Source organism: Cobetia sp. UIB-001 (genome assembly GCF_044789135.1).
GTDB lineage: Bacteria > Pseudomonadota > Gammaproteobacteria > Pseudomonadales > Halomonadaceae > Cobetia > Cobetia amphilecti.
Genome location: NZ_CP058244.1, coordinates 1,501,556 through 1,523,899, shown reverse-complemented (window position 1 = coordinate 1,523,899; position 22,344 = coordinate 1,501,556). Strand labels below are relative to the sequence as shown.

Annotated in this window: 18 protein-coding genes; 6 read left to right on the top strand and 12 right to left on the bottom strand. The window is 56.6% G+C overall.

Annotated features, from left to right (window positions below):
* Positions 1 to 244 precede the first annotated feature (244 nt).
* Genes HA399_RS06440 through HA399_RS06430 form a run of 3 tightly spaced genes read left to right on the top strand, consistent with a single transcriptional unit; the run spans position 245 to position 6,302 of the window.
* Entirely contained in the window at positions 245 to 1,069 is an 825-nt protein-coding gene (locus tag HA399_RS06440) for a hypothetical protein (protein WP_404326493.1), read from the top strand.
* A gap of 26 nt (positions 1,070 to 1,095) precedes the next feature.
* Entirely contained in the window at positions 1,096 to 3,693 is a 2,598-nt protein-coding gene (locus tag HA399_RS06435; protein WP_404326492.1) for a hypothetical protein, read from the top strand.
* On the top strand, positions 3,690 to 6,302 hold the full coding sequence (locus HA399_RS06430) for a hypothetical protein (RefSeq protein WP_404326490.1): 2,613 nt from the start codon (positions 3,690 to 3,692) through the stop codon (positions 6,300 to 6,302). The genes HA399_RS06435 and HA399_RS06430 overlap by 4 nt, the downstream gene beginning before the upstream one ends.
* Before the next feature lie 424 nt (positions 6,303 to 6,726).
* On the opposite strand, the gene HA399_RS06425 is transcribed toward HA399_RS06430, so the two are convergent.
* The 6 genes from HA399_RS06425 to HA399_RS06400 all read right to left on the bottom strand — a co-directional run bounded on the left by HA399_RS06425 (position 6,727) and on the right by HA399_RS06400 (position 12,637).
* The gene (locus HA399_RS06425) at positions 6,727 to 7,401 is read right to left on the bottom strand and encodes an NERD domain-containing protein (RefSeq protein ID WP_404326489.1); all 675 of its coding nucleotides are present in this window, start codon (positions 7,399 to 7,401) and stop codon (positions 6,727 to 6,729) included.
* A 309-nt stretch (positions 7,402 to 7,710) separates the two neighbouring features.
* Positions 7,711 to 8,250 (bottom strand): DUF4823 domain-containing protein, encoded by a 540-nt coding sequence (locus HA399_RS06420; RefSeq protein WP_404326488.1) that lies wholly within the window; start codon positions 8,248 to 8,250, stop codon positions 7,711 to 7,713.
* A gap of 111 nt (positions 8,251 to 8,361) precedes the next feature.
* Positions 8,362 to 8,703: a DUF427 domain-containing protein gene (locus tag HA399_RS06415; RefSeq protein ID WP_404326487.1), complete on the bottom strand. Its 342-nt coding sequence runs from the start codon at positions 8,701 to 8,703 to the stop codon at positions 8,362 to 8,364.
* 78 nt (positions 8,704 to 8,781) lie between these two features.
* A complete protein-coding gene (gene egtB, locus HA399_RS06410; protein ID WP_404326486.1) occupies positions 8,782 to 10,101 on the bottom strand; it encodes an ergothioneine biosynthesis protein EgtB in 1,320 nt (439 codons plus the stop codon).
* A 288-nt stretch (positions 10,102 to 10,389) separates the two neighbouring features.
* Positions 10,390 to 11,427, bottom strand: a complete 1,038-nt coding sequence (locus HA399_RS06405; protein ID WP_404326485.1) for a TauD/TfdA dioxygenase family protein — start codon at positions 11,425 to 11,427, stop codon at positions 10,390 to 10,392.
* A 214-nt stretch (positions 11,428 to 11,641) separates the two neighbouring features.
* Positions 11,642 to 12,637, bottom strand: coding sequence for an ion transporter (locus HA399_RS06400; protein WP_024953446.1), 996 nt, complete (start codon positions 12,635 to 12,637; stop codon positions 11,642 to 11,644).
* 213 nt (positions 12,638 to 12,850) lie between these two features.
* On the opposite strand from HA399_RS06400, the gene HA399_RS06395 reads away from it, so the two are divergent.
* On the top strand, positions 12,851 to 13,324 hold the full coding sequence (locus HA399_RS06395; protein WP_404326484.1) for an META domain-containing protein: 474 nt from the start codon (positions 12,851 to 12,853) through the stop codon (positions 13,322 to 13,324).
* 195 nt (positions 13,325 to 13,519) lie between these two features.
* Here HA399_RS06395 and HA399_RS06390 read toward each other — a convergent pair whose 3' ends face one another.
* Positions 13,520 to 14,296 (bottom strand): SDR family NAD(P)-dependent oxidoreductase, encoded by a 777-nt coding sequence (locus HA399_RS06390; protein ID WP_404326483.1) that lies wholly within the window; start codon positions 14,294 to 14,296, stop codon positions 13,520 to 13,522.
* An 84-nt stretch (positions 14,297 to 14,380) separates the two neighbouring features.
* The gene (locus HA399_RS06385) at positions 14,381 to 16,177 is read right to left on the bottom strand and encodes an NAD(P)-binding domain-containing protein (protein ID WP_404326481.1); all 1,797 of its coding nucleotides are present in this window, start codon (positions 16,175 to 16,177) and stop codon (positions 14,381 to 14,383) included.
* Positions 16,178 to 16,597: 420 nt separating this feature from the next.
* Between HA399_RS06385 and HA399_RS06380 the strand changes: the two genes are divergently transcribed.
* Together HA399_RS06380 and HA399_RS06375 are read left to right on the top strand one after the other, a co-directional pair.
* On the top strand, positions 16,598 to 18,649 hold the full coding sequence (locus HA399_RS06380; RefSeq protein ID WP_404326480.1) for a sigma-54-dependent Fis family transcriptional regulator: 2,052 nt from the start codon (positions 16,598 to 16,600) through the stop codon (positions 18,647 to 18,649).
* 303 nt (positions 18,650 to 18,952) lie between these two features.
* Entirely contained in the window at positions 18,953 to 19,075 is a 123-nt protein-coding gene (locus HA399_RS06375; protein WP_404326479.1) for a putative oxygenase MesX, read from the top strand.
* Positions 19,076 to 19,204: 129 nt separating this feature from the next.
* Here HA399_RS06375 and HA399_RS06370 read toward each other — a convergent pair whose 3' ends face one another.
* The 4 genes from HA399_RS06370 to HA399_RS06355 are packed head-to-tail and all read right to left on the bottom strand — an operon-like array spanning position 19,205 to position 22,258.
* Positions 19,205 to 19,486, bottom strand: a complete 282-nt coding sequence (locus HA399_RS06370; protein WP_192837962.1) for a YkgJ family cysteine cluster protein — start codon at positions 19,484 to 19,486, stop codon at positions 19,205 to 19,207.
* Positions 19,471 to 20,541, bottom strand: coding sequence for a hypothetical protein (locus HA399_RS06365; protein ID WP_404326478.1), 1,071 nt, complete (start codon positions 20,539 to 20,541; stop codon positions 19,471 to 19,473). Before HA399_RS06365 ends, HA399_RS06370 begins: the two co-directional genes overlap by 16 nt.
* Before the next feature lie 47 nt (positions 20,542 to 20,588).
* On the bottom strand, positions 20,589 to 21,098 hold the full coding sequence (locus HA399_RS06360) for a hypothetical protein (protein WP_404326477.1): 510 nt from the start codon (positions 21,096 to 21,098) through the stop codon (positions 20,589 to 20,591).
* Positions 21,099 to 21,157: 59 nt separating this feature from the next.
* On the bottom strand, positions 21,158 to 22,258 hold the full coding sequence (locus HA399_RS06355) for a hypothetical protein (protein ID WP_404326475.1): 1,101 nt from the start codon (positions 22,256 to 22,258) through the stop codon (positions 21,158 to 21,160).
* Positions 22,259 to 22,344: the final 86 nt, after the last annotated feature.

Below are 22,344 nucleotides of genomic sequence, written 5' to 3'. Positions count from 1 at the left end.
CGGTCGATTTTGACGGTTAAAAGATACCTTAGATTCTTACCACTTGAGTTATGCTATTAGTACACACTGATTCAGCTTGGATATATCAGGAGGCGGCACTCCCAGAGATATCGTTCTACAGGTCGGGTGTATTACTCGACTGATCATCACTACTCAAAGTTACTCGCGTTTGCTGGACATGAACTCGACGAATGATTCTCTCATACGTCTCGGCCCCCCTTTGCCTATCGTTGGAGTCATCAATATGCCAGATGCTACCTATACACCGTCACTAGTGAAAATCAGCGCTGACAAGACGCTTGTCATCTATCAGCGAGTACTCGAGGTGGACACCGCCGAGCTTATGAACGAGGAGTATGCTTTTCGACCAACGGTCGCGACAGAGAGCCTGCCCCTAGCGCCTGTCCGCTTCCGCAGCAATGTTCAATCGACTCACACTTCCGAGGAGTTCGTGAATTTTCATGTCATCAATGCCATCGTATCCACACAGAAAGTGCCCGTCTCACAAAGTGTATTTTGCATCGAGATCGATATCGGCAGACTCAACGAAGATGAAGTCCAGGTGGTGAGATTCTATTACCAGGTGCTACAGCCTCTGCTCGAGCTTGGCTGGGAATGGATCAATATCCACAACCTACATACCAATGGCGATATCAACATAAACGAAAAGAAATTATGGAACCATATACTTACAAACTTCATTAGTGATGAAAGGTTACAATACGCATGGAGTAATGTAGTCACTCAACGAAACTTGCCAATAACACACAAGCAAATCTCATCAATGTTCAAGCATCGCTATTCCATTGACTCGATCAGAAAGTTTATTAACACAATAATAGATAGTGCTAATAAAAGTCAGAGTAATGCATCTAAAGATAGAAATATAGCAAACGGCGCCACTGTCGCTAAAACAAGTAAGAAGAACACCCATAGCAAAAGAAAAGATAATAGGAAGCAGGAATCAGATACCAACAAGCAAAGCAATATAAAAGAAAAAAACAAGTACTCGAACAATAAGAAGGAAAACGACTCAGATTCGCAAATTGATTGGCTTTATGAGCTTTGATTGATTGATAAACAGGAGGCTTTCACGTGAGTGAACATCAACTACCTGACCAAATATTGGCTAATTACGACCTCAATGCGATCGGGTCCCGCTGGCCCCTTATACCGGAGTGGCTCAAGAGGTGCCTCCCACCCTTGATTGCCTCAGAATATCGCCTCAATGCTCGCCTCTTTGCCGCCGATTACTCGGTGCCAGACCTTGTGCCCCAAGTAGAAGAGTTTCTAGAAAGCCAATTTTTTATGGAAGATGAGTCACATCGAAATCATAGAATGTCTCACTGCCTTAATTACACGGTGAACTACCGATTTACATCGCTCACTGATCCTCGCGTAAGCAGTATCCGAAAGCTGCTCAGACTGATTTTTTGTCAGCCTCGTCGTACTGTGAGACGTGGCTCTGCCATCAAATATTACACCCAGATACTTGAGCTTAGAAAGACGCTTAAGCGGCTACTTGACTGGGGCGACCTGGATGATATTCACAACAGTTTCCCCAGACCCATTTCCCCTACCCTGGGAGAGCAGTTAGTTCCCCCTCCCGAGCATTTTTCCGATGCTGATTTGGAGCTGCTCGAACAGTTTCTTCATGCCTATGATACAGCAACTGATCGTCCATCGGAGCATCCCAACCAGCTGCGCAATAAGAAAGCGACACGCGCTTTGCTTGACGAAATTTATCAGTCGAGCCAGCTCACTCGTAGCCCAATAAGAAAACAGCATAGAGCTCGCAATGAAAATCAAAAAAGACGCCAACATGTCGATACCATTCTTCGTGATTCGCCACTTTGGGCCAGTGACAAATCTTACAAAATTCATGCTGAATATACCGACTATCGCTCCCTTGACAGGTCAATCCAAGCACTTGACCATGCCTTAATAGAGGATGATGAAGAGCTCACGGATGACAATGAACATCAGAATGAATCATCATCTAATGATCTGAACCAAAGCAGTATCTCACCCCTCGACCCAGTGAAAGAGCTATTCCATAACACGCTGCTTTCACAAGGCGATCAGGCGCTTCACCTTGAGAGCGTACAGCTCTTGCAACAGGCCCGCAGTCTCAAGACATCTGCAGACATCAGCCTACGCCCACAAGAAGAGGTTCTAGCAGCTTTACGTATCTTCCAACCACCGAAAGATGAGGAATTTCTCATAGAATCTGAGAGTGCCATTGCAAACCGACAAGCCTTGGCATTTCTTAGCATTCTACTTTGCAGTGGAATAGCACCTGAGCGCTTGCTGCAGACGACGGTAATCTCCCGATCCCCCAAGCTGCCCCTCAATAGCGACAGCAATCGTGAGTGGATCATCTGCCAGACGCTGGATCAAATTCCCAGCTGGTCACCGGAGGAGGGGCTACTCCACTACTCTGTCAACAAGGCACCTACCGAAACCATCATCACGTTGCCCTTGCCCAACGCTCTCAATCACTCACTCATGGCCGAAAAGGTATGGCTCCCCGGCGCCCAGCCTTTCAAAGCACTGAAATCAATAATCGAGAAAAAACTCAAGCGCTGGGGGGATAATCGCCCGGGAAGCACCCTGACGTTGAGGCGCGTGTCTGCCAGTCATCATCATTGGGTGGTGCCTGCCTGTGAAGATGAAGTGATCGCGACCTGGTTGCGAGGCGAGCTCCCGCTCTCACTCTCTGCCCCGGCAACGTATCGAACGATACCTCTGCACAAGATTCAGAAGGCTTTTCTCTCGGCTCAAGCTGCGCTTGGCCTATTTCCCTTATTAGAAGAAGACTGTCGTACACCTCGCGAAGATCACACCGTGGGATCCACAAAAGCCCAGGAGCCGAGCTATTTCAAACGTCCGCTTCATTTGCTGACGCAACTTACCAAGAACCACGCCATGCTGGTTACCTCATTGATTACCTCACAAGGGAATCGTAGTAGCGACTTACGGGCAGTCGGCGAAGCCATTGCCCGGCAAGGTCAGATACTGGGAGCGCTGACCTTACTTGCATGGCAGCTCTGCACCTTGGCTCGCCCAATTGGATCCAAAACCCAATGTGAGCAGCTGGAAAATACGCTCTGGCTACGCGACAAGGATTCGGCTCGGGCACAGGAAAGCCGCCAAATTCCACTTGTCCCTGCCCTTGGCGCATTGCTCCGGCTTCAGCATGAGTGGCGGGAGGAATGGCAACGATGGTGGAAACGCCACGGTGGCAAAGCAGACTTTCTTAGGCATGAACAAGTCGCCTACCCCGTTCAATGGAAGTTCAATGCCTCGACAATGATGTTGACGCAGCAACGCATGCAGCATGCTGACTGGCGACAGTGGCTCAAGGATCTTCCAACATTCATGCCTTCGCCTTTGGCAACTGAATTGAGCCAGTGGGGCCACCAGCCTTCCAATATCACGCGCCACAGCATGCTCACCGCGCTCCAATCGCGACTTTCTCACGCTGAATTTAGCGCACTCGCTGGGCACACCACCCAGGGGCACTCACTCCAATCCCCGGCCAGTGATCGGAGCCTGATTCAATCGGCGACACGAAGCGCACTAACCGATATCGCCAGACTATGCGGCTTGACACCGGATCTGCTTCACAGAGACGACCTCCCATGGCCCATTGAGCACGCCGGACCAGCCATTCAAGGAGATAGAGGATGAGCGCTGTTACCACCATTGATCTTCGGAAGAAAACCGATGTACCTGCCCAGGCCACGCACCAAGAGCTTACAACTCCGAAGCTGTCTCCGATCGAGCTTTCGAAAACACTGGGTAGGATATTCCGTCGCTGGGATGATCCAGGTCATCGCCTTTTCTCCTCATCTGAAGAGCTCAGACATTTCCGCAAGAATGTCGCACGCTACGCCTGGCGACGGCATAAGAAAAAGGTAACCAGAGCACAGGCTAGAGCGCAAAGTGCGCCTTCCACCAAGCCGTCTCGCGCTCGACACAATGCCACACGCTTGAACCAGCGAGCTGTACAAGCCTTGATTCGCAACGCCATCCAGCTTGCCAAGGAAGCTGAACTCGACTTCAGCTCCCGAAAGGTCACCAAGGAAGTCGCGCTTGTACTGACTCATCTCAACCGAGAGCCTGACTTCGAGGCTACGATTCCGACCAGTATCAAGCGTCCGGTCAGACCCTCATCCGCGGCTACCTCATCACGAGATATCAAGATTCAGCAACGGGTGCTGGATTCGGTACGCGCCCTGCAGAGCATTCCCGCTAACCAATGCACGCCAGAGCAGTCTCTTCTCTTCCTGGCCCTGAGCATGGGTACCCTGCTAGGGATGGAGGAAGAAGTGATTCGCCATACCTTGCTGAACTTGAGCCCAGAGCACCTGCCACGCCTGAACACCAAGCGCGGCCCCCACCATTGGTTCATCGGCTGTCTGCCAGGGTTATCTCGAACACATCCAGCCCATTACCGGCTAAAAATCCCGAATCATCTCAGGAGGCTACTCAGGGCTTGCCGTCAGTCCCCTGTCCCATCACCAGCCACCTCTTCCCAGCAAGCAGATGTATGGTGGTTCTCCTCGGATGCTACGCTGGATCTGAACAGTCCATTGGAAGCACGAGCTGCCCATCTGGATCAGCTCTTGGTCACCGGTCTTTCACAGCTACTAGATAGCCAGGCATCACGCAGGACTGGTTCCTCCGCTTCGCTGAAGAATGTCCGATCATTGCTTCGTCATGCCTTCCGGTGCACGACATTGTTGGGCCCTGCGCCCATCTGGTCACAGCTGCTTCGGCGCTATCCCCTGCCGGTGTGTAGCTGGCGTTCTCCTTGGCAGCATGACGAAAGCCTCTTTTTATCGGCGGCATCCCGCCCTACCTCCGGTACGTCAAGCGCTTCCGGCGCCATGGATGCCTCTGAACCGGAAGACATCGAGACCGATCTTCACACCCCTGAACTTCTTATGGGAGGAGGCGACAGGAGTAACGAATCGTCACCATCAACCTCCCCTCGATACAGGCAGGATCAACTATCAACAGACTGGTATGTGAAAGCAGGCAACCAACTATATGCGTATATCACCGAACTGGAGCATGAAGGTCTGATAACCCCCAGAGGGGAATCCGCGATCCAGCGTCATGACGCCATTACGTCTCGCTACGCGAAGAAGCTGATACACATGCTGGGCGAAGACAGCTACCCACTCTGGATACTGCTATGGCTGTCTTATCAATCGAGCACTCAAGGCAACAAAGCCAGCACGCTCAGAACTTACCTGAGTCGACTGACGCCCACCTCCATGATGATGTTGCCCGATATCCCATGGTTGACGCTCTGGGATGGAGAACTGATGGAGGCGATCAGCGAACAGCTACCGACTCAGAAAGGCTGGGACACTTCGACGTCCCACAACTTCTTCCAGACGTTCAATCAGTTCATCAGCTTCTGCCAAGGTAACGATCGATTAACGGGTATTCCCCCCGTGCAGGGTGAGGGAGGCCGTTTCATCAGTACGTTGCGTACACATCTGATCATGCCACACGAGGCAGAACATCTGACCCGGGCGCTCTCCCGAAGGCGGAGTGGATTGCGGCGCAGCTGGCTGATCGCCTTCCTCCTTGGCTACTATGGGGGCCTGCGAGCAGGAGAAGTCATGGCCTTGACACTGCATGACGTCATCATCAATCAGCCAGGAGATGACGGACCCACCTACTGTTACGTAGAAATCCATGCTGGGAAGACCGCAAATGCTCGTCGCAGCGTTCCTCTTCATCTTCTGATATCCCCAGAATTGATGACGCTGGTGAAAGAATGGATTGATAGACGCAGAGAGTCCTTTGCTGGCCAGCATCGTTTGAAGAACATTGCCTTGCTGGGGCCAGAAAGCTCTCCGCTGGGCTATTCAAGAGAGAGCCTGCTGACCCCGCTCATGGCATGGGCCCGGCAGTCTCTCCGAGGTGCCCTCACGCCCGGACTGAAGTTGGAGGACATCCACTTCGATTTTCATCTCTTGAGGCACAACGCGATCTCGTGGCTCGTACTTCGTCTCTACAGCGACGACTACCCTCAGCTCCTGGATCGTCTTTCCTCCGCCTGCCGAGGGCATTGGTCCTTCACTCCCCCAGCACTGGCGAACTGCCGCCGAGCGGCCTACGACGTACTGGAAAGAGATGCCAAGGCACGAGGTCACCGTCTCGAGTTACTCGCCAAGTTGATCGGGCACCGCAACTCTCAAACACTGACACATCACTACACGCATGTGCTGGGTGAGATACATGGTGAGGTACTTCTAGAGCTGATGAAGCGACGCTGAATACTCGAATACTGGCTGTCGTCTATCGAAGCCGAAGCGCAGGTGGTCGACGGGCTAGAGATAGCCCAACCCCGATGCATCACCCTCCATCACTTGCGGTGTTGCACTCTGAGTCCACCTGCGCCATCTCACGGCCGGCGGTCGGAATGAATCAGGAGGTGCAGTAGGCCGTCCGAGTCTGTACACACGGATGGGGCATTAGCAGTTCATGCGTGGTGCGATGATCTCCTTGATACTTTGAAAGACTGATCGCCCCAAATTGTCCTTAAAGAGAAAAATCAAAGCGCTCACAGCTCGCATACTAACCATTTTCCCTGCAGGGAAAATTTATGGTTAGCTTCGCTATGTCTGGCTAATTATCCCTATAGGGATAATTTTCTGGATTCATAGAATAATTGCAGCACTTGTTCCCTAAATCCAAGCATCACACCGCCTGTGTTGCACGACACTCCGGATAGGCCGAGCATCCCCAGAACTGTTGGCCCTCTCGCGCACCGGCCTTGACAGTGCGCAGCACCATCCGGCTGCCGCATTTCGGGCATTCACGCCTCGCCTGTGGTTCATTGCGCTGTTTGAGATGCTGCATATGGGCACGCTGGGTCGCCCGAGTCGGGGCCAGACGCCCCGTCAGCAGCGCCTCATGCATGGCCTCGAGCTGCACCTCGCTGAAGACGGGGTTCTGAAATGACTGTACGAAGGAAACGAAGTCAGTCCCGCGCGTCACGTTGGATGGCATCTCACCTTTGAGCCTGGCGCTGCCGACGAAGACGATCACCGAATGCAGATGCTCGGGAGTCACGCCAAGCGTCGTCTCCAGCGCCTTGAGGTGCCGGTAGTTCTGACGCAATGGGTTCTGGAAGCTGAACGACTGGCGAGGAAACTGCTGGGTCCAGTGCGCCTCATGCTCACTGCCGAAGATCCAGCCCTTCATGTTCTTGGTTTCCAACACGAAGCAGCCGAATCGCGACAGCAGCACATGATCGATCTGGGTGGTGCCGTTCGTGGTCTTGAGGGTGACATTGTGCAGCGTTCGGTAGCCTTGCTTGCCGAGGCGACGTGCCATCCAACGCACCCGCCACTCGCCGATGCGACCTTTCATGCGGGGGGACTTGAGGTAACGACTGACGAAGGACGCCAGGACGAGGCATAGCAGTACACTCATCACTGGCGCGATGTTCGAAGAGACAACCACTGTCTTGACTCCTGGTGCAGCCTTTACGGAAAGGAATCAAGCGGGGTGATTCGTCCAACCGAGAGTACTGAGTCGTGATGAAAGAGCGATAAGGCTGCGGCGCGCTTGCGGCAGGCCAATGCAGATGAACACTGACCGCGCCCGATGGCTGGGCGCGGTGCAGCAAGCGCAGGATTCTAATGACTGACCAGCGATCAAGCCACTGTTTTCATTAACTTATTGGGCATTAAACAGCGATGAAACGAATTCATTGACCGGGTCTGGCAAGAGATCCTGAGGATGATCCCCTCCCATGGTGGCCAGCCCACTCTTGCCCTTGGCTATCGCGGTGGCTTCCGTGGTATTCGTCGCAACGTCTATCACCTGCATCTTGACCTCGACTCGGTCAGGCTTGCCCGACCACTCAGTGGCCCTATCCTCCCAGTGCAAGATAATGGGATAGACCAGATAGAGAGCGCCAGCCTCCATAGCAGCTTCCCACGCATCGTCTCTTGACTGCGTTGAGTTGCCGTAATTCACGCTATCTACGTGCTTGAGAAACGCGCCTTGAATTATCTGAGCGGTCGTCATGCCAGAGCCGGTATAACGCTGAGAGCCATAAACACCATCTCTTGGCACTGATACATAGATAGTGTCAGAGGAATCCAGGGAAAATGTCGGTGAACCAGCCGACTTCGTGAGCTGATGGCTATCCGCACATGCCGCTAACAGCAACATTGCCGAGAATAATGACAGCGCTCTTATCATTTTTCGCATCTTGTCATCTCCGTCCGAGTTGGAGTTATCAAGCTATAGCTCATGTTAAACATGCGGTGATTTGGATCAGCGGGTCAAGCCAGGGCTGCTAGCCTGGTGCCCTGAGTGGCATCACTCCACCTCCAACGTGACCTTCCCTCCATCAAACGCCAGTCGCCCAGCGATCGCCTGCATTTCCTCGATGGGCTGGTCGTAACTCCAGGCGATATCAGGAAGATCGGGCAAGGAGTAATAGGTGCTGTCGCCCTTGAAGGGACAATGGGTGACGGTGTGAGAGACCGAAAGCTTCGCCATCGCCACATCGGCGCGCGGCAGGTAGAGCCTCGGTGGATAGCCCTTCTCGCGCAATTCCAGTGCGTTGCCGGTGTCAGCGATCACTGTCTCACCGACCAGGATTCGCACCCGCGAGGATAGCGGGTGCAGCGTGATACGCGGTTCGGGGTGGTCGGCCATGAACACTCCTTTACGGGTTAGAAGATAGAAGCGGCAGATGAAGGTGCTTGGAGGCGCGTCATGAAAGACCAGGCTCCATCACTCACCATCATCCTTGGCGAGCCGGAAGCCGGAGAACGCCCAGCGCGCCTCGGGCGGGAAGAAGTTGCGATAGGTCGCGCGGATGTGGTCGGCGGGCGTGGCACAACAGCCTCCACGAAGCACCATCTGACCGGACATGAACTTGCCGTTGTACTCGCCCAAGCTGCCCGGCAACTTGCGAAAGCCCGGATACGGACGATAGGCACTGCCCGTCCACTCCCAGACATCGCCGAACATCTGACTCGGCATGCCTTCGGCTTTCTCTGACGCGACTGGCTGCAGATGATCCTTTTCGACGAAGTTACCCGTGAGGGGAACATCCTGGGCCACCGTTTCCCACTCGGCTTCAGTCGGCAGACGCGCGCCCGCCCACTGCGCGTAGGCATCGGCCTCGAAGAAGCTGACGTGGCAGACCGGCGCGCTCAGATCCACCGGCACCAGGCCGCCCAGCGTGTAGTGATGCCAGACGCCGTCGCGCTCGACCCAGTAAAGCGGCGCCCGCCAGCCTTCCGCCTTGACCGTCGCCCAACCATCCGCCAGCCAGTGCTCGGGGGTGGCGTATCCGCCGTCCTGCATGAACGCGAGAAACTCGCCGTTGGTCACCGGACGATCGGCCATCTGGAACGCTTCGACGAACTGACGGTGACGGCCCATCTCGTTGTCGTAGGCGAAGCCACCTTCGGCTGCATCATGACCGATCTCGCGAATCCCGGCTGGATAGGCCAGCCAGCCGAGCGGCGGCACTTTCTGCGCAGATGTCGGTGCCAATCCCGGAGTCAGATCATCTCGATAGGCCGGACACAGCGGGTTCTGCGCCAGGATGTGCTTGATGTCCATCAACAGCAGCTCCTGATGCTGCTGCTCATGCGGCAGCCCCAGCTCCAGGCGGCGAAGAATCTCGGGCAGATATTCCCGTGGCGGATTCTCAAGCAGCGTTTGCATGGCCTGATCGACGTGCGCGCGATAGCGATAGACATCGTCGACGGTCGGGCGCGAGATCGTGCCACGCTCGGCGCGCGGGAACGGTATGCCATGTGTCTCATAGTAGGAGTTGAAGAGGTGGTCGTAGGCGGGGTCGAGCGTCTGATAGTCCGGCTGAAACGGCTTCAGGATGAAGGCTTCGAAGAACCAGGTGACATGGGCGATGTGCCACTTGGGCGGGCTGACATCTGCCATGCTCTGCACCATGTAGTCTTCCTTGTGCAGCGGCGCACAGATCGCCTCGGTGGCGGCGCGTACCCGCTGGTACGCGCGTAGCCACTCCTTGGCATGCAGGCTATCGGGTCTTTCGATGACGGTGTCATGGGCAGATGACATGATGGCTTCCTTTGCGAGTCTGGTTCTCTCCCTGAAACGTGATCGGACAGGCTCGGGCGGCCAGCACGGCTGACACGCCTCCCCTGCCCCATCAACGCTTGGCCGGGATGATGTCCCCACCCTATCACTCGTGCGGCTGATGCCAACTCTTCAAGGGCTCTGGTCTTTCCTCTGTAACTAGATCTTCACCTTGATCTCCCCCTGATCTGATCTGCCCTGATCTGCCCTGGCCTTCACTTCGCCGTAACGCACGTCCCGCTGCAAGTGTCTTGCCTGAGCGCGCCAGCCTCAGTTCTGCATCGGGATGTTCTCTTCCCAACGAAAGCCGATACCGCCGCCCTGCCATACACCATTCTCCAGCGGGCTGGGGCCATGGATATCCACCTGCAGCGGCAGGCCAAAACCAGGTGCCAGATCCTGAGTGCCGCGCACGGTACTGCGATGCATGATCCGCAGGCCTTGCTCCTGTGCCGGCAAGTGCGCGCCGGGCGCGGCCCGATGGGCCACCGCCAGGTTATCGATGAACACGCAGTCGTTTTCCTGGTACTCGAAGTCGAGGGCGTAACCCTCGGTGAAACCGGCATTCAGGATGGCGTTGTACTCACGGCAGAGCTGCGTCAGCTCTTCGGCGGTCAGCAGCCGGAAGGCTTCCTGGTCGGGTAGCTTCTCGATCACTGCGCCGGTCATGCCCAGATGAAGCCAGATGCACTTGCGACCGGTGATGGGGTGTTCGTGTACCACAGGATGTACGGCCCCGGAGGAGGAATTCACCGAAGCAAGACGGCGCCAGAAGGCCTGACGCTCGGCAGACAAGGCGTCATGGGCCGCGCCCTGATGGGCAAAGCAGGTACCGCCGCCTTTCTCGGCCGGGCGGATGATGTGGTAACCGGAGTGCGAAAACGTATCGGTATTGAAGCTGCCGTCGTTATGCCACTGCGGCCCGACGCCGGGGATGCCGTGACGGCGATCGTTCGACAGCCGAAAGATGTGCCGGTTGCCGTCGGGCGTGGCCGGATGCATCCCATGGGTACTGTGCAGCTCCTTGCCGCCCCACCAGCAACTGGCGCGCAGGAAGTCATCGGCCTCCAGGGGCGTATCGCGCTTGAAGACCAGGAAGCCGCGCTCGGCCATGATCTGCTCCAGCGCCTCAAGCACTGGCGCGGGCGGCGCGTCCTGAGCGGACAGATCGATCCCCCTCACCTCGGCGCCAATCGGCTCCAGCGGAGTGATGCTGCCGCCGAATTGCTCGATGACAGCCACCTGTGCCGGGTCGAACGGAACGCCCGGTGCTGACTCGGCTACCTCAGTGCGTGTTGGATTCGCCATGACACTGTCCTCCTGTCGCGGCTCCCACGCTGGCGAGATGCTGATATGTCATCAGGCCGCGCTATCGCTGCGTGACGACACCCGCAGTTCACAGACTCTCAGCGTGGGATGAATGTATCAGCATTCTCGCAAACACATTCCCGTGCGCCAAACATCGAACCTTCTCATCCCGAACGCCGCGAGTGGCTCATCAGGATGAGGCTGGTGCATCACGTCACTCGTATTTCTTCTGCCAACTCTTCACGGCGATCCGCTCCTTGAGCAGATCCAGCATGTCGATCAGCACCTGCTCGGTGATCTGCTCCGTCCTCGGGTCAGTGCGCGACCAGGCATCGAAACCACTCTCTGCCAGATGCCCCACCAGTGCCGAGAACTCCTTGGAGCGCAGGCCGACCAGCGCTTCATCGACAAGGTGACAGGCCAGATCCGACAGCGAACTTTCGAGCCCTTTGGTCAGCTGGGTGCCCATGGGCAGGCGCGAGACACGCTGGAGCTCCGGACTCTCGGCGAGAGTGCGGCTGACCAGGCCCCGCACATAGCGCAGGGTATCGTCGCGATTCTGGGTATAGACATCCCCCGCCATGGTCTCGAGGCGCTGGGTAATTTCACGGATCAAGGCCTGCTTGCGAGGCTCCACGACACGCTCGATCACCGAAGATGAGAGGTCATCGCTGTCGCGCAACTGCTGCTGCACGTTGTCGAGCATGCGCAGGGAGATACGGTCCGTCAGCTCTTCCAGCAGGATATCGAGATACTTTGCCGCCACGCCGTAGAGGTACCAGCGGCGAACATCGATCAAGCCGAGACGTTGCAGGCGGAACAACAGCGAGATCACACGCAATACACGCAACAGGCGGAAGCCGCTCAGCGGGATACACCCCAGCACGTCATACCAGTGCACGAAGGGATAGAAGAACCAGCGATGGTAGCGCCGCTCCGCGATGGCCACTGCCCACCCCGCCAGCACATCGAGCAGGAAGACGGCGACGAACGCCAGGTCGATGGAGAGGAAATTGGCGTGGATGTTCTGCTCATAGGCCGCATGCAACCCGGGTGTCACGGCCTCGAAGGCCGTGTTCAGCGGGGGAATCAGGAAGAGGCTATCGAACAGCAGCAATGCCAGATTGGCGATCACGAGCACGATGATGAACAGATCCCACCACAGATGTATCCGCTCCCTGGCGGACGAGGGCGTGCGGGTGGCTGGCATGACAACTCCTTGGCGATTGTTTCAGAATACGTAACGCGTCTTCCTGACTCAGCCTACAACTCTTCAGATGACCACGCTGGCGATGTCGCTGTCTGCGAGGGCTTCCAGCGCTCCCGGAGCCCAGCCCCGAAAAACACAGACCGAAAAGCACGGCCCTTGAAAGCACAGCCCCGAAATCGCCGTAGACAACCTATTAGTGAGGGAGACACCCGCATGAAACAAGCGCAAGTGATGACATGGGCCGCCATGATGAGCGCAGCACTCACCTTGGGCGGCTGCGCAGGCGCTCAATCCTCAGAGGATTATCAAGGCGTGGATGAGCCGCTGGAGAACACCTATTGGAAGCTGGTGGCACTCGATGAGCAGCCGACACCCGTGATGGAAGGCAAGCGTGAAGCCCACATCGTCCTGCACAGCCCAGACTCTCAAACGCAAGGCTCGCGAGTGGCAGGCTCCACCGGCTGCAATCGCCTGATGGGGGAGTATCACCATGATGAGCAAGAACTCGGCTTCGGCCGTCTGGCCACCACGCGCATGGCATGCCCCGGTGAAGCAGCAACGCTCGAACGCGATTTCCTCGCGACACTTAATGACGTGTCGGGCTGGCAGATAGAAGGCAAGACACTGACGCTGACCGATGAGCAAGGTGTGTCGCGTGCCCGCCTGGAGGCCGTTCACCTCTACTGATCCCTATCGCTGGCCGCTCAGTGCAGGGTGAAGCTGGACTGAATACTCTGCGCAACAGACCAGACACCACAACGCCGCCTCCCGTTGCCGGAAGGCGGCGTTGTGTCATGCGATCAGCCCTTGCCGTCAGCCACTGAGCTCAACCTTGCTCTCTGTGCTGACTCAATGCTGGCTCAATGCTGGCTCATTGCTGACTCACAGCGTGAAGCCACCATCGACGGCGATGGCCTGCCCTGTCACGTGTTCGGCCTGGGCGAGGTAGACCACCAGCTGTCCCATGTCCTCAGGTGTCTGGGCGACTCCCTGGGGCAGCAGGCTCTTCTGCAGGCGCTCCCATGCAGCGGGCTCGCTTTCGCCTTCCTGACTCCAGCGTGCCGAGAGCCCGCTCTCACCCCGCCACATGCCGGTACCCACCACGCCCGGGCAGATCGCATTGACGGTGATGCCTTCCGCTGCCACTTCCTTGGCGACGGCATTGGTAAAGCCGATGACCGCGAACTTCGAGGCACAGTAGTGCGACAGATCAGGGAAGCCGACCTTGCCGGCCATCGAGGCCACGTTGATGATCCGCCCGACGCGGCGTGAGCGCATCACGGCGACCTCGGCTTGAGTGCACAGGAAGGTGCCGCGGGCGTTGACGTTCATGACGCGGTCCCACTCCTCCACCGTCAGCGCATCGATGGAATGGATGCCGATGATGCCGGCATTGTTGACGGCGATATCGAGCGGGCCGAGTCCGGCCTCTGCCTCTTCAATCAAGCGCCGCACGGACGCCGCATCCGCGACATCGACCTGTAGCGCCAGACACCGTCTACCCAGTGCCTCCACTTTTTCCGCCGTCTCGCGGGCGATGGCGAGATCCAGATCCGCCACCACGACATCCGCGCCCGCCTTGGCCAATGCCAGCGCGATCCCCTGGCCAATACCGCGCCCACCCCCTGTCACCAGTGCAATCTTGTCGTTCAGTTGCATGAGTCGTCTCCTGAATCTCTCACTGAAATCTGCAAAAGCTGCGCTGCTGCCATGACGCTGGAGCACTGCCCAGCGCCACTGGCCTCAGCTCAGGTGGTGGACTTCCTGAAGGCCGTAGACCGGCGTCGGGATACCCTCGAGCCGCGCCTTGAGCTGCAGCGCCAGATACTGGGAGTAGTGGCGGGACTGGTGCAGGTTGCCGCCGTGGAACCATAACGCCTGCTGCTGGGTAGGCTTCCACATGTTGCGCAGCTCGCCCTCCCAGGGCCCGGGGTCCTTGAGCGTATCGGAGCCCATGCCCCAGCATTTGCCGACCTTGTCGGCGACGTCCTGCGAGATGATTCGTGCCGCCCAGCCATTCATCGAGCCGTAGCCGGTGGCATAGACGATCAGATCAGCGGGCAACTCCGAGCCGTCGGTCAGAGTGACCGAGCGCGGATTGATGCACTCGATGCCAACGCCACTGCGCAGCTTGATGTCACCATTGGCGACCAGATCACAGGCGCCCACATCGATGTAGTAACCGGAGCCGCGGCGCAGATATTTCAGGAACAGGCCAGAGTCGTCATCGCCGAAATCGAGCAGGAAGCCTGCCGCCTCCAGCCGACGATAGTAGTCCGCATCACGCTTGCGGATCGCCTCGAAGATCGGGCGCTGGAAGTCAGGCAGTATCCGGTAGGGAATCGAGGCAAAGATCAGGTCCGCCTTGTGGTGATCGATGCCGTTTTGCAAAGCCTGCTCGGAATAGAGCGGACCCAGCGCCTCTTCCATCAAAGAGTTGGACTTCACCACATGCGTGGAGGAGCGCTGCAGCATGGTCACATCCGCGTCGTGCTCCCACAGCGCGGCGCAGATGTCGTGAGCGGAATTGTTGGCGCCCACCACGACCACCTTCTTGCCACGATAGGCATCCGGCCCCGGGTGCTGGCTGGAGTGTTGCTGCTCGCCTTCGAAGGTCTCGGCCCCCGGAAAGTGCGGCACGTTGGGCATGCCCGACATGCCCGTGGCCAGCACCAGTTGCTTGGGACGCAGGGTCACGGGCTTGCCGTCGCGTACCACCTCGACCACCCATTCGCCGCTCGCCTCATCGAAGTGCGCACTCTCACAAGCCGTGGAGTTCCAGTAATTGAGCTCCATGATCTTGGTGTACATCTCCAGCCAGTCCGCGACCTTGTCCTTGGGCGCGAACACCGGCCAGTTTGCCGGGAAGGGAATGTAGGGCATGTGGTCGTACCACACCGGATCATGCAGACACAGGGACTTGTAGCGATTGCGCCAGGCATCGCCCGCGCGCGGATTCTTGTCGATCACGATGGTCGGCACATCCATCTGTCTGAGCCGCGCGGCCAGACCGATACCGCCCTGACCGCCACCGATGATCACGCAATACGGCTGGCGCTCGTAGCCCAGCTCGGCCTCTTCGCGCTGACGCGACTCAAGCCAGGTCTCACGCTGCTTGTTGGCTCCATGCTCGGCGCCCTTGGGGCGCTGCATGCCCAGCGGCTCGGGAAATTCCTTGAGTTCGCGCATGGCGGTCAACAACGTCCAGCAGCGCCCTTCATTCAGGCGCAACAAGCCCTTGCCGCGTGCATCGGCGGTCTCGAAGGTGAACCAGGCTTCGACGATGCCGCCGGCCTCACTGGCCTCGCCATCCAGTTGCCAGCGAGAGGGAGCGACATGCTCGAGGGTCGCCGCGAGCATCGACTGGATCTCGTCCTTGCCCTCCGACGTCTTGAGATTCCAGGTGAAGGCGATCAAATCGCGCCAGTAGCATTCCTCGCCAAACAACGAGAGAACCCGGGCGATATCGCGCTGAGTCAGGGAGGACTCGAAATCATCGAGCCATTGCTGAGCGATCTGAGTTGGCGTGCGTGCGGTCATGGCGTCTCTCCGCGTGTTGTTGGATGTTGTAGTCACGCCTCCCATCCAAGGCATCAAGCATGCCAGCTTCGTCATGCACGACTGACAAATCTCGTAAGCACTTGTCGTGAATGACAAAATTCGCCACTACCGAATCACCAACCTCCTCGCCTCGCCGGGCTCTCCCCCTTCCTCGTGACAACTGTACGCCGTACGCCTGACACGGGGCGTTACACCTGTAACGCCCCGACCAAGGATGCAGGACAGGGTGATTGACGCTCCCGCCACACCGCATACGCTTGAAGGAGCACACGCCGCTTTCGCTATGGACGCTGTTGTGACAACCGCGATTGCCACCGGCACAAGAGCCATAGCCACAATCAAAAGAGCCGTAGCCACTATCAAAAGAGCCGTCCCGAGACGGCCAGCGCCGAGGCAGCCATGATCCGCCAACTCGAAACGATGCAGCCCGACAAGCGGCAGCATATCCAGACCCTGATGCAGCTGGGCGAAGGCCGCGACGCCTTCCCTGAGGCGCAGCGCGATGTCATCCGTCGCTCCTGGCAGCGCTGTCTGGAGGAATACCAGCTCGACCCCAGCCGCCCTCGCCCGGTCCGCGTTCTCACCCAGCAGGCGCTGCGCGATCATCAGGAATCGGCGGATGAGCTGCTGCATGTGGCGCGTGCCGGCGTGGAGCGGCTCTATAGTCAGATCGCACAACATGGCTATGCGCTGATCCTCACCGATCAACGCGGCATCGCGGTGGATTTCCGGGGTCAGCGTGATCAATTGAGTGAGCTGCGGCGCGCGGGCCTCTATCTTGGGTCGGACTGGAACGAGCGCTATGCCGGCACCTCGGCGGCGGGCACCTGTCTGCACGATGGTGCAGCCGTCACCTGTCATCAGCGTGAGCACTTCGATGCCACCCACATCGACCTGACCTGCACCGCGGCCCCCATCACCGACCCCCAGGGCCGTGTAATCGCTGCCCTCGACATCTCGGCGCTGAAATCGCCTCGCCCGCAGGAGAGCCAGACCTTTGCGCTCTCCCTGGTCACCCTGCACGCCCGCATGATCGAGGACGCCTACTTCCTGCATCGCTATCGGGATTGCCTGATCCTGCGCTTCGACACGGCGCGGGAATTCGTGCACCTGAATGGTCGTGGCCTGTTTGCCATTCAGGAAGATGGCAAGGTGGTCGCCGCCAACCACGAAGGCCGACGCCTGATCGATGCGCATCTGGCGCGCTGGCCACCGTGGACGGTCTCCACCCTGCCCGCCGTCACGCAGCTGTTCGATGGGGAGCTCAATGAGCTGTTGAGCATTCCGCACGCCAGCCTGGATCAGATTCGCGCCTTCCGTCTGCGGGCGGATGACGCCATCGTCTTCGTGACACTGATCGAGCCGCGCGGCTATCCGGTGCGGGCCCTCCCCACCGTCAGTCAGCTGGAAGACCCGGTACCTGAGCTGGATCAGCTCGCGAGAGATGACCCTTCCATGCACCGGCTGCTCAAGCTGGCGCGCCGCATGCGCCACGAGAACGTGAGCATCCTGATTCGTGGCGAGACGGGTACCGGCAAGGAAGTGTTGGCGCGAGCACTGCATGACAGCGGGCCACGCGCCAAGGCGCCCTTCGTGGCGGTGAACTGCGCCGCCATTCCGGAATCGCTGATTGAAAGTGAACTCTTCGGCTATCTGCCGGGCGCGTTCACGGGAGGAAGGCCCAAGGGCATGCGCGGCCTGATCCAACAGGCCGACGGCGGCACGCTCTTTCTGGATGAGATCGGTGACATGCCGTTGCCGCTCCAGTCACGCCTGCTGCGCGTGCTCGCCGAACGGGAGGTGTCGCCACTGGGGTCCGAGACGCCCATCAAGGTGGATATTCGCGTCATCACTGCCACGCATCGTGATGTCACGGAGCTGATCGCCAGCGGGCAATTCCGCGAAGACCTCTACTACCGACTCAACGGCGCCGAACTCCTGCTACCTGCACTGCGTGAGCGCGCCGACCGCCACTACCTCATTCGCAAGCTGCATGCGGAGCTGCAGGCCGAACGCGACCAGACACTCCACCTGCGCGCCGATGCCATCAGTGCGCTGCTGAGTCATCACTGGCCGGGCAACATACGCCAACTGCGCAATGCGATTGCCTTCGCGATGGCTACCGCGGAAGGCGATGAAATCACCCTGCATGATCTGCCGGAGGTCTGCCAGACCCACACCGGCAGCGCCCGCGGGGCTGCCAGCCCGCTTGCCGCTGCCACCCCCTTTGCCTCCGGTGCTTCCTCGAACCCGGCCTCTCCAGCCCCCGCGTCTGCAGGGGCTGATGCGGGGGCTGATGCGGACGCCAACGAACTGCTCGAGCTGTTGCGCCACACGGACTGGAACGTCAGCCAGGTCGCCCGCCAACTCGGTGTCTCGCGGCCCACCATCTACCGCCGCATGCGCCGCCACGGCCTGGTGGCCCCCAATCACCAGCCACTCGCCTCATGATGAGCCAGCTGCATCTTCATGGCCGAGTATGGAGAACGTGAAGAGTGCATGAGGGTGTCGTGCTCTGAAGCGTCAGGTGCTTGCGTGTGTGTTTCTATTCTTACCCCTCTTTCCCACTCCTCACGTCAACGTCTCTACGGCTCACGTTGCGTGCTTGCTGAGCCCGCCTCACCCCGCTCAGCGTGCCTCTCACATCATGGATGCATTCTCACAGAGAGCAACCCGCTCACGAGACACCTGAAAGATCACGGGAAGATATCGACGACACAGTCAATTTTCTCTCTCAGGATCAGGGTGAACGCTATGAGCAATGAATTCGGTTTCAGCATCAAGAGTCTGCACTTCGCCGAGAACTCCACGCCGCAGGAAAGCACCCGCCTGACCACCAACTTCGCCAACCTGGCGCGTGGTGAGAGCCGTCAGTAGAGTTTCGAGTCATTGATTACATCATGGTGGGTCGCGGGGGATGCCAGATCTTTGCTGAAAGGGAATACATCTGAACGAAAACCACGACATACGCCGGTGCTCCCCCCTTAGACAGCACCGACTTAATGATTAACTTTTTTCAGATACTTCCCATAAGATACTACATATTTCCAAGTTAATATCTACAAACTCATTCCAACTATATTGATCAGCATAATGCAACTCATACTGCCGATCGACCCGGCAAATATCAGGTCGATCGGCGTAAATGTTACATCTCTTATCAGCATCACTGTAATGCTTGCAAGTACCATCTCCCCGATCAAGAGGCTTAGTCTCGTTCGCCAAATTAACATGCTGACAACAAAGGCCACATTGGGTGCATGGAAACGTGCTTATCCCTTGATGCATGATGCCAACCATTTCCGCGTGCTCTCAGAGTTCCCCATCTCGTAGGGCAATTCTATACCTCTCTTATCAACTTCGTCTTGTAAGAGCGACCCCCTCTGAATTTCATTGTTACAAGCTACTAACTGTTGCGAGAAGTCTTCCAGCTCATCTGCATCAAGATTAAACTCGAGCTTGCTCAGCTCTATAAGATACTGATCCAGCTCAGCGTTGATGGACTGGAATTTCGCGATCATGTCGGCATGCGGCATGATCGACTCAACAAACGCCCATATTTTTTTTGCTATGCCGCTATGGAGCATGAAGTAGCTCAGCCCCAAAGTGACGACGCCAGTTACCAGCGCGCTACAGAAAGCCGCCAGCTCGGCACCCAGCGGAAAATTGCACATCGGCAATAGTTGGATATAGGCCACAGATCCCACCACCGTAGCAGCCCCAATGGACAGCACGGAGACGACAGCCTTACACAGATCAACAAAGCCTAACTGGTCGGGGTTAAAAATCAGCAACTTCAAGGCCTTTACAAACTGACCCCAGACCTCTCGGATGATTTTTACTGCCATGCGCTGCGTTGTAGCAAACACATTGAAGAGCGTGGTTGTGAGGCTGGCAAATACGCCGCCGAAGACGCCATCCTTGAAGGCCGTAAGAAAGTCCTTGAAGCGTGCCTTTACTCGTATCCAGATACCTTTCAGTGTCTTGTTGATACTGTCGATGAATGATGAAAAATCGAAGTTTTCTCTATTCTTCTCTACCAAGGCTGGAATTTGCTCGCGCAGTTCGAACCAGACCTCAGCCATTATCAACCCCAACATTTGGCGGGTGCCCATCTTCACCCCCGCCATACCCGATGCCTTAGCGGTCTGCTTTACGAACTTGCTGCTAGTGTAATAAGAGCGATTGATCTGCTGTTCGTAGGGCATTCTGGCTTCCGCGTCCCTTTTCCGCATCTCCTCGGAGTCAATGGACTTAAGCTCCTTGATCGCATTTTCCTTCTGACGAATCCTGTCTTCAAGTTCTCGAGCTTTGTGCCGCTCCTCGGGAGTGTTTCTTGGCATACTTTCCAGCCGATGGATATCCCTCTCCCGCTTTTCTTCCTTACGCTCTATGAGCTTCGGTAGCTTTTCCAGGTATGCATTGATGGGGGTCGCACTCTTCGACTTGTTGACTGTTTCCTGCGTGGATTGGGGTTGCTATCCTGATTGGCCAGTTTTACCCCATCCATCTCCGCTAGGGTGCGCCCTGGGTCATCATGAACTTCCTGGGCACTGATCACATGATCGAGATTACGCTTCTCTCCCGGCCCCATGGTGGTATTTCGATAAGGATCGTGAAGACCCCCGGCTTGATGTCGTAGCTTGTCATCACTCCCGGTCTTTTTAAACCTAGCGTCCTTATGATATAAGCCGCTATTATACTTTTCTCGATTTTGATAGCGCTGCTTTTCTCTGTCTGTGGCCCAAACCCCTTGGCGAGCGTTATGAACGGTGTCGACGTTTCCACCTATCTTGTCCTCAAACAGAAGAAAGTCCAAACCGAAACTGGTTGTCAAACTATTGACGACGGTTTTTTCGAGCTCTTTCGCCCAGTTAAAATCCTGCGCTGAAGTGTGCATAGGGAGACTCATGAAAAGAAAAGGTGATAGTGGGGAGCTTTCACTCCCCACTGGCGACATCAAGCTTCCTTGATGCCTTCCGCACTGGATGTCGCTTCTTCAAGCTGATTATCCAATTCACTATGATTGAGTATCATAGAGCCCTCTGCATCTGCCTCCATAACAGGCACACCTTTCTCATCCAGGAGTACTCCACTATCTACAGCTTTGACCTTAAATATCGGAGTAGTGATCAAATCAACCATAATGGCTGCCAATGCATAGCCATTTTCGATAGTACGCATGATCTCTTCATTCATCTTACTTATTTCTTTCGCCACACCGAGATCATGGCTTTTAATATACTGCAGATAACCGTCAATTTCTTTAAGTTTATCAAAATACAAAATAAACTTATCATCAAGTAATGTGAGTGCACTTTTTATCTTACGCACATAAGCCGTGGTCTGACTAAGATGCTCAATAGCTCGTTCCAGCTTTTTGATGGATTCATTGGCTTCCTCATCGGCCTTGCGAGCATTCCTGAGCGCTTCTTTACCATGGCTATTATAAGCCCAGCCTGCAATCGCCAATACAGGGCCAGCTACTGCGCCCCCAAGAATTGCCGTTCCACCAGCCATGCCCATACCGCCCGTTGCCAAAGAGCCACCACCAATGGCCGCCAGGGTGGCGTTGGTGGCGGCAGCCCCTGCCAGAGAGGATATCGCAGTGCCCGTTGACGCTGCGCCCAAAGCCATAACGCCACCGTAGACTGCAAACCCGGCAGCAGCACCGGCGGTGCCGGCTCCTGCGATCGTTCCCAGCACGCCAACGGCTGTGTAGCTATATTCCCTAATTTCTTGGAGCTTATGCTTGGGAATATTAACTTTCAGCTTATTCTTTCGACCCTCATTCAACTGTTGCTGAAGCTTGTCAGCCAAAACCTTGAACTCACCTAGACGCTTGCCAATCTCCAGCTCTTTTTTTCCCAGCGCTTCGAGTGCCCCCGTTGTCGTCTTCTCCTGTTTCTTAAACACTTCTCGTTTTTCGTCATAGCGCTGCTGGGCACTCTTAACGATTTCGTCGGCTTCCGAATGACTCTGATAACCGTCATAGCCTTTCTTCGCGCCGTAGGCGGCGCTAGCCAGGGCTGCTCCAGCAAGGATTAAGGGAAGTGGCATAACAATATCCTTATTGATCAGCTATAAAAATTAATTCCCAAATTTCAATGCGACCTTGGCCATATAGACTATGATCGATATAACAA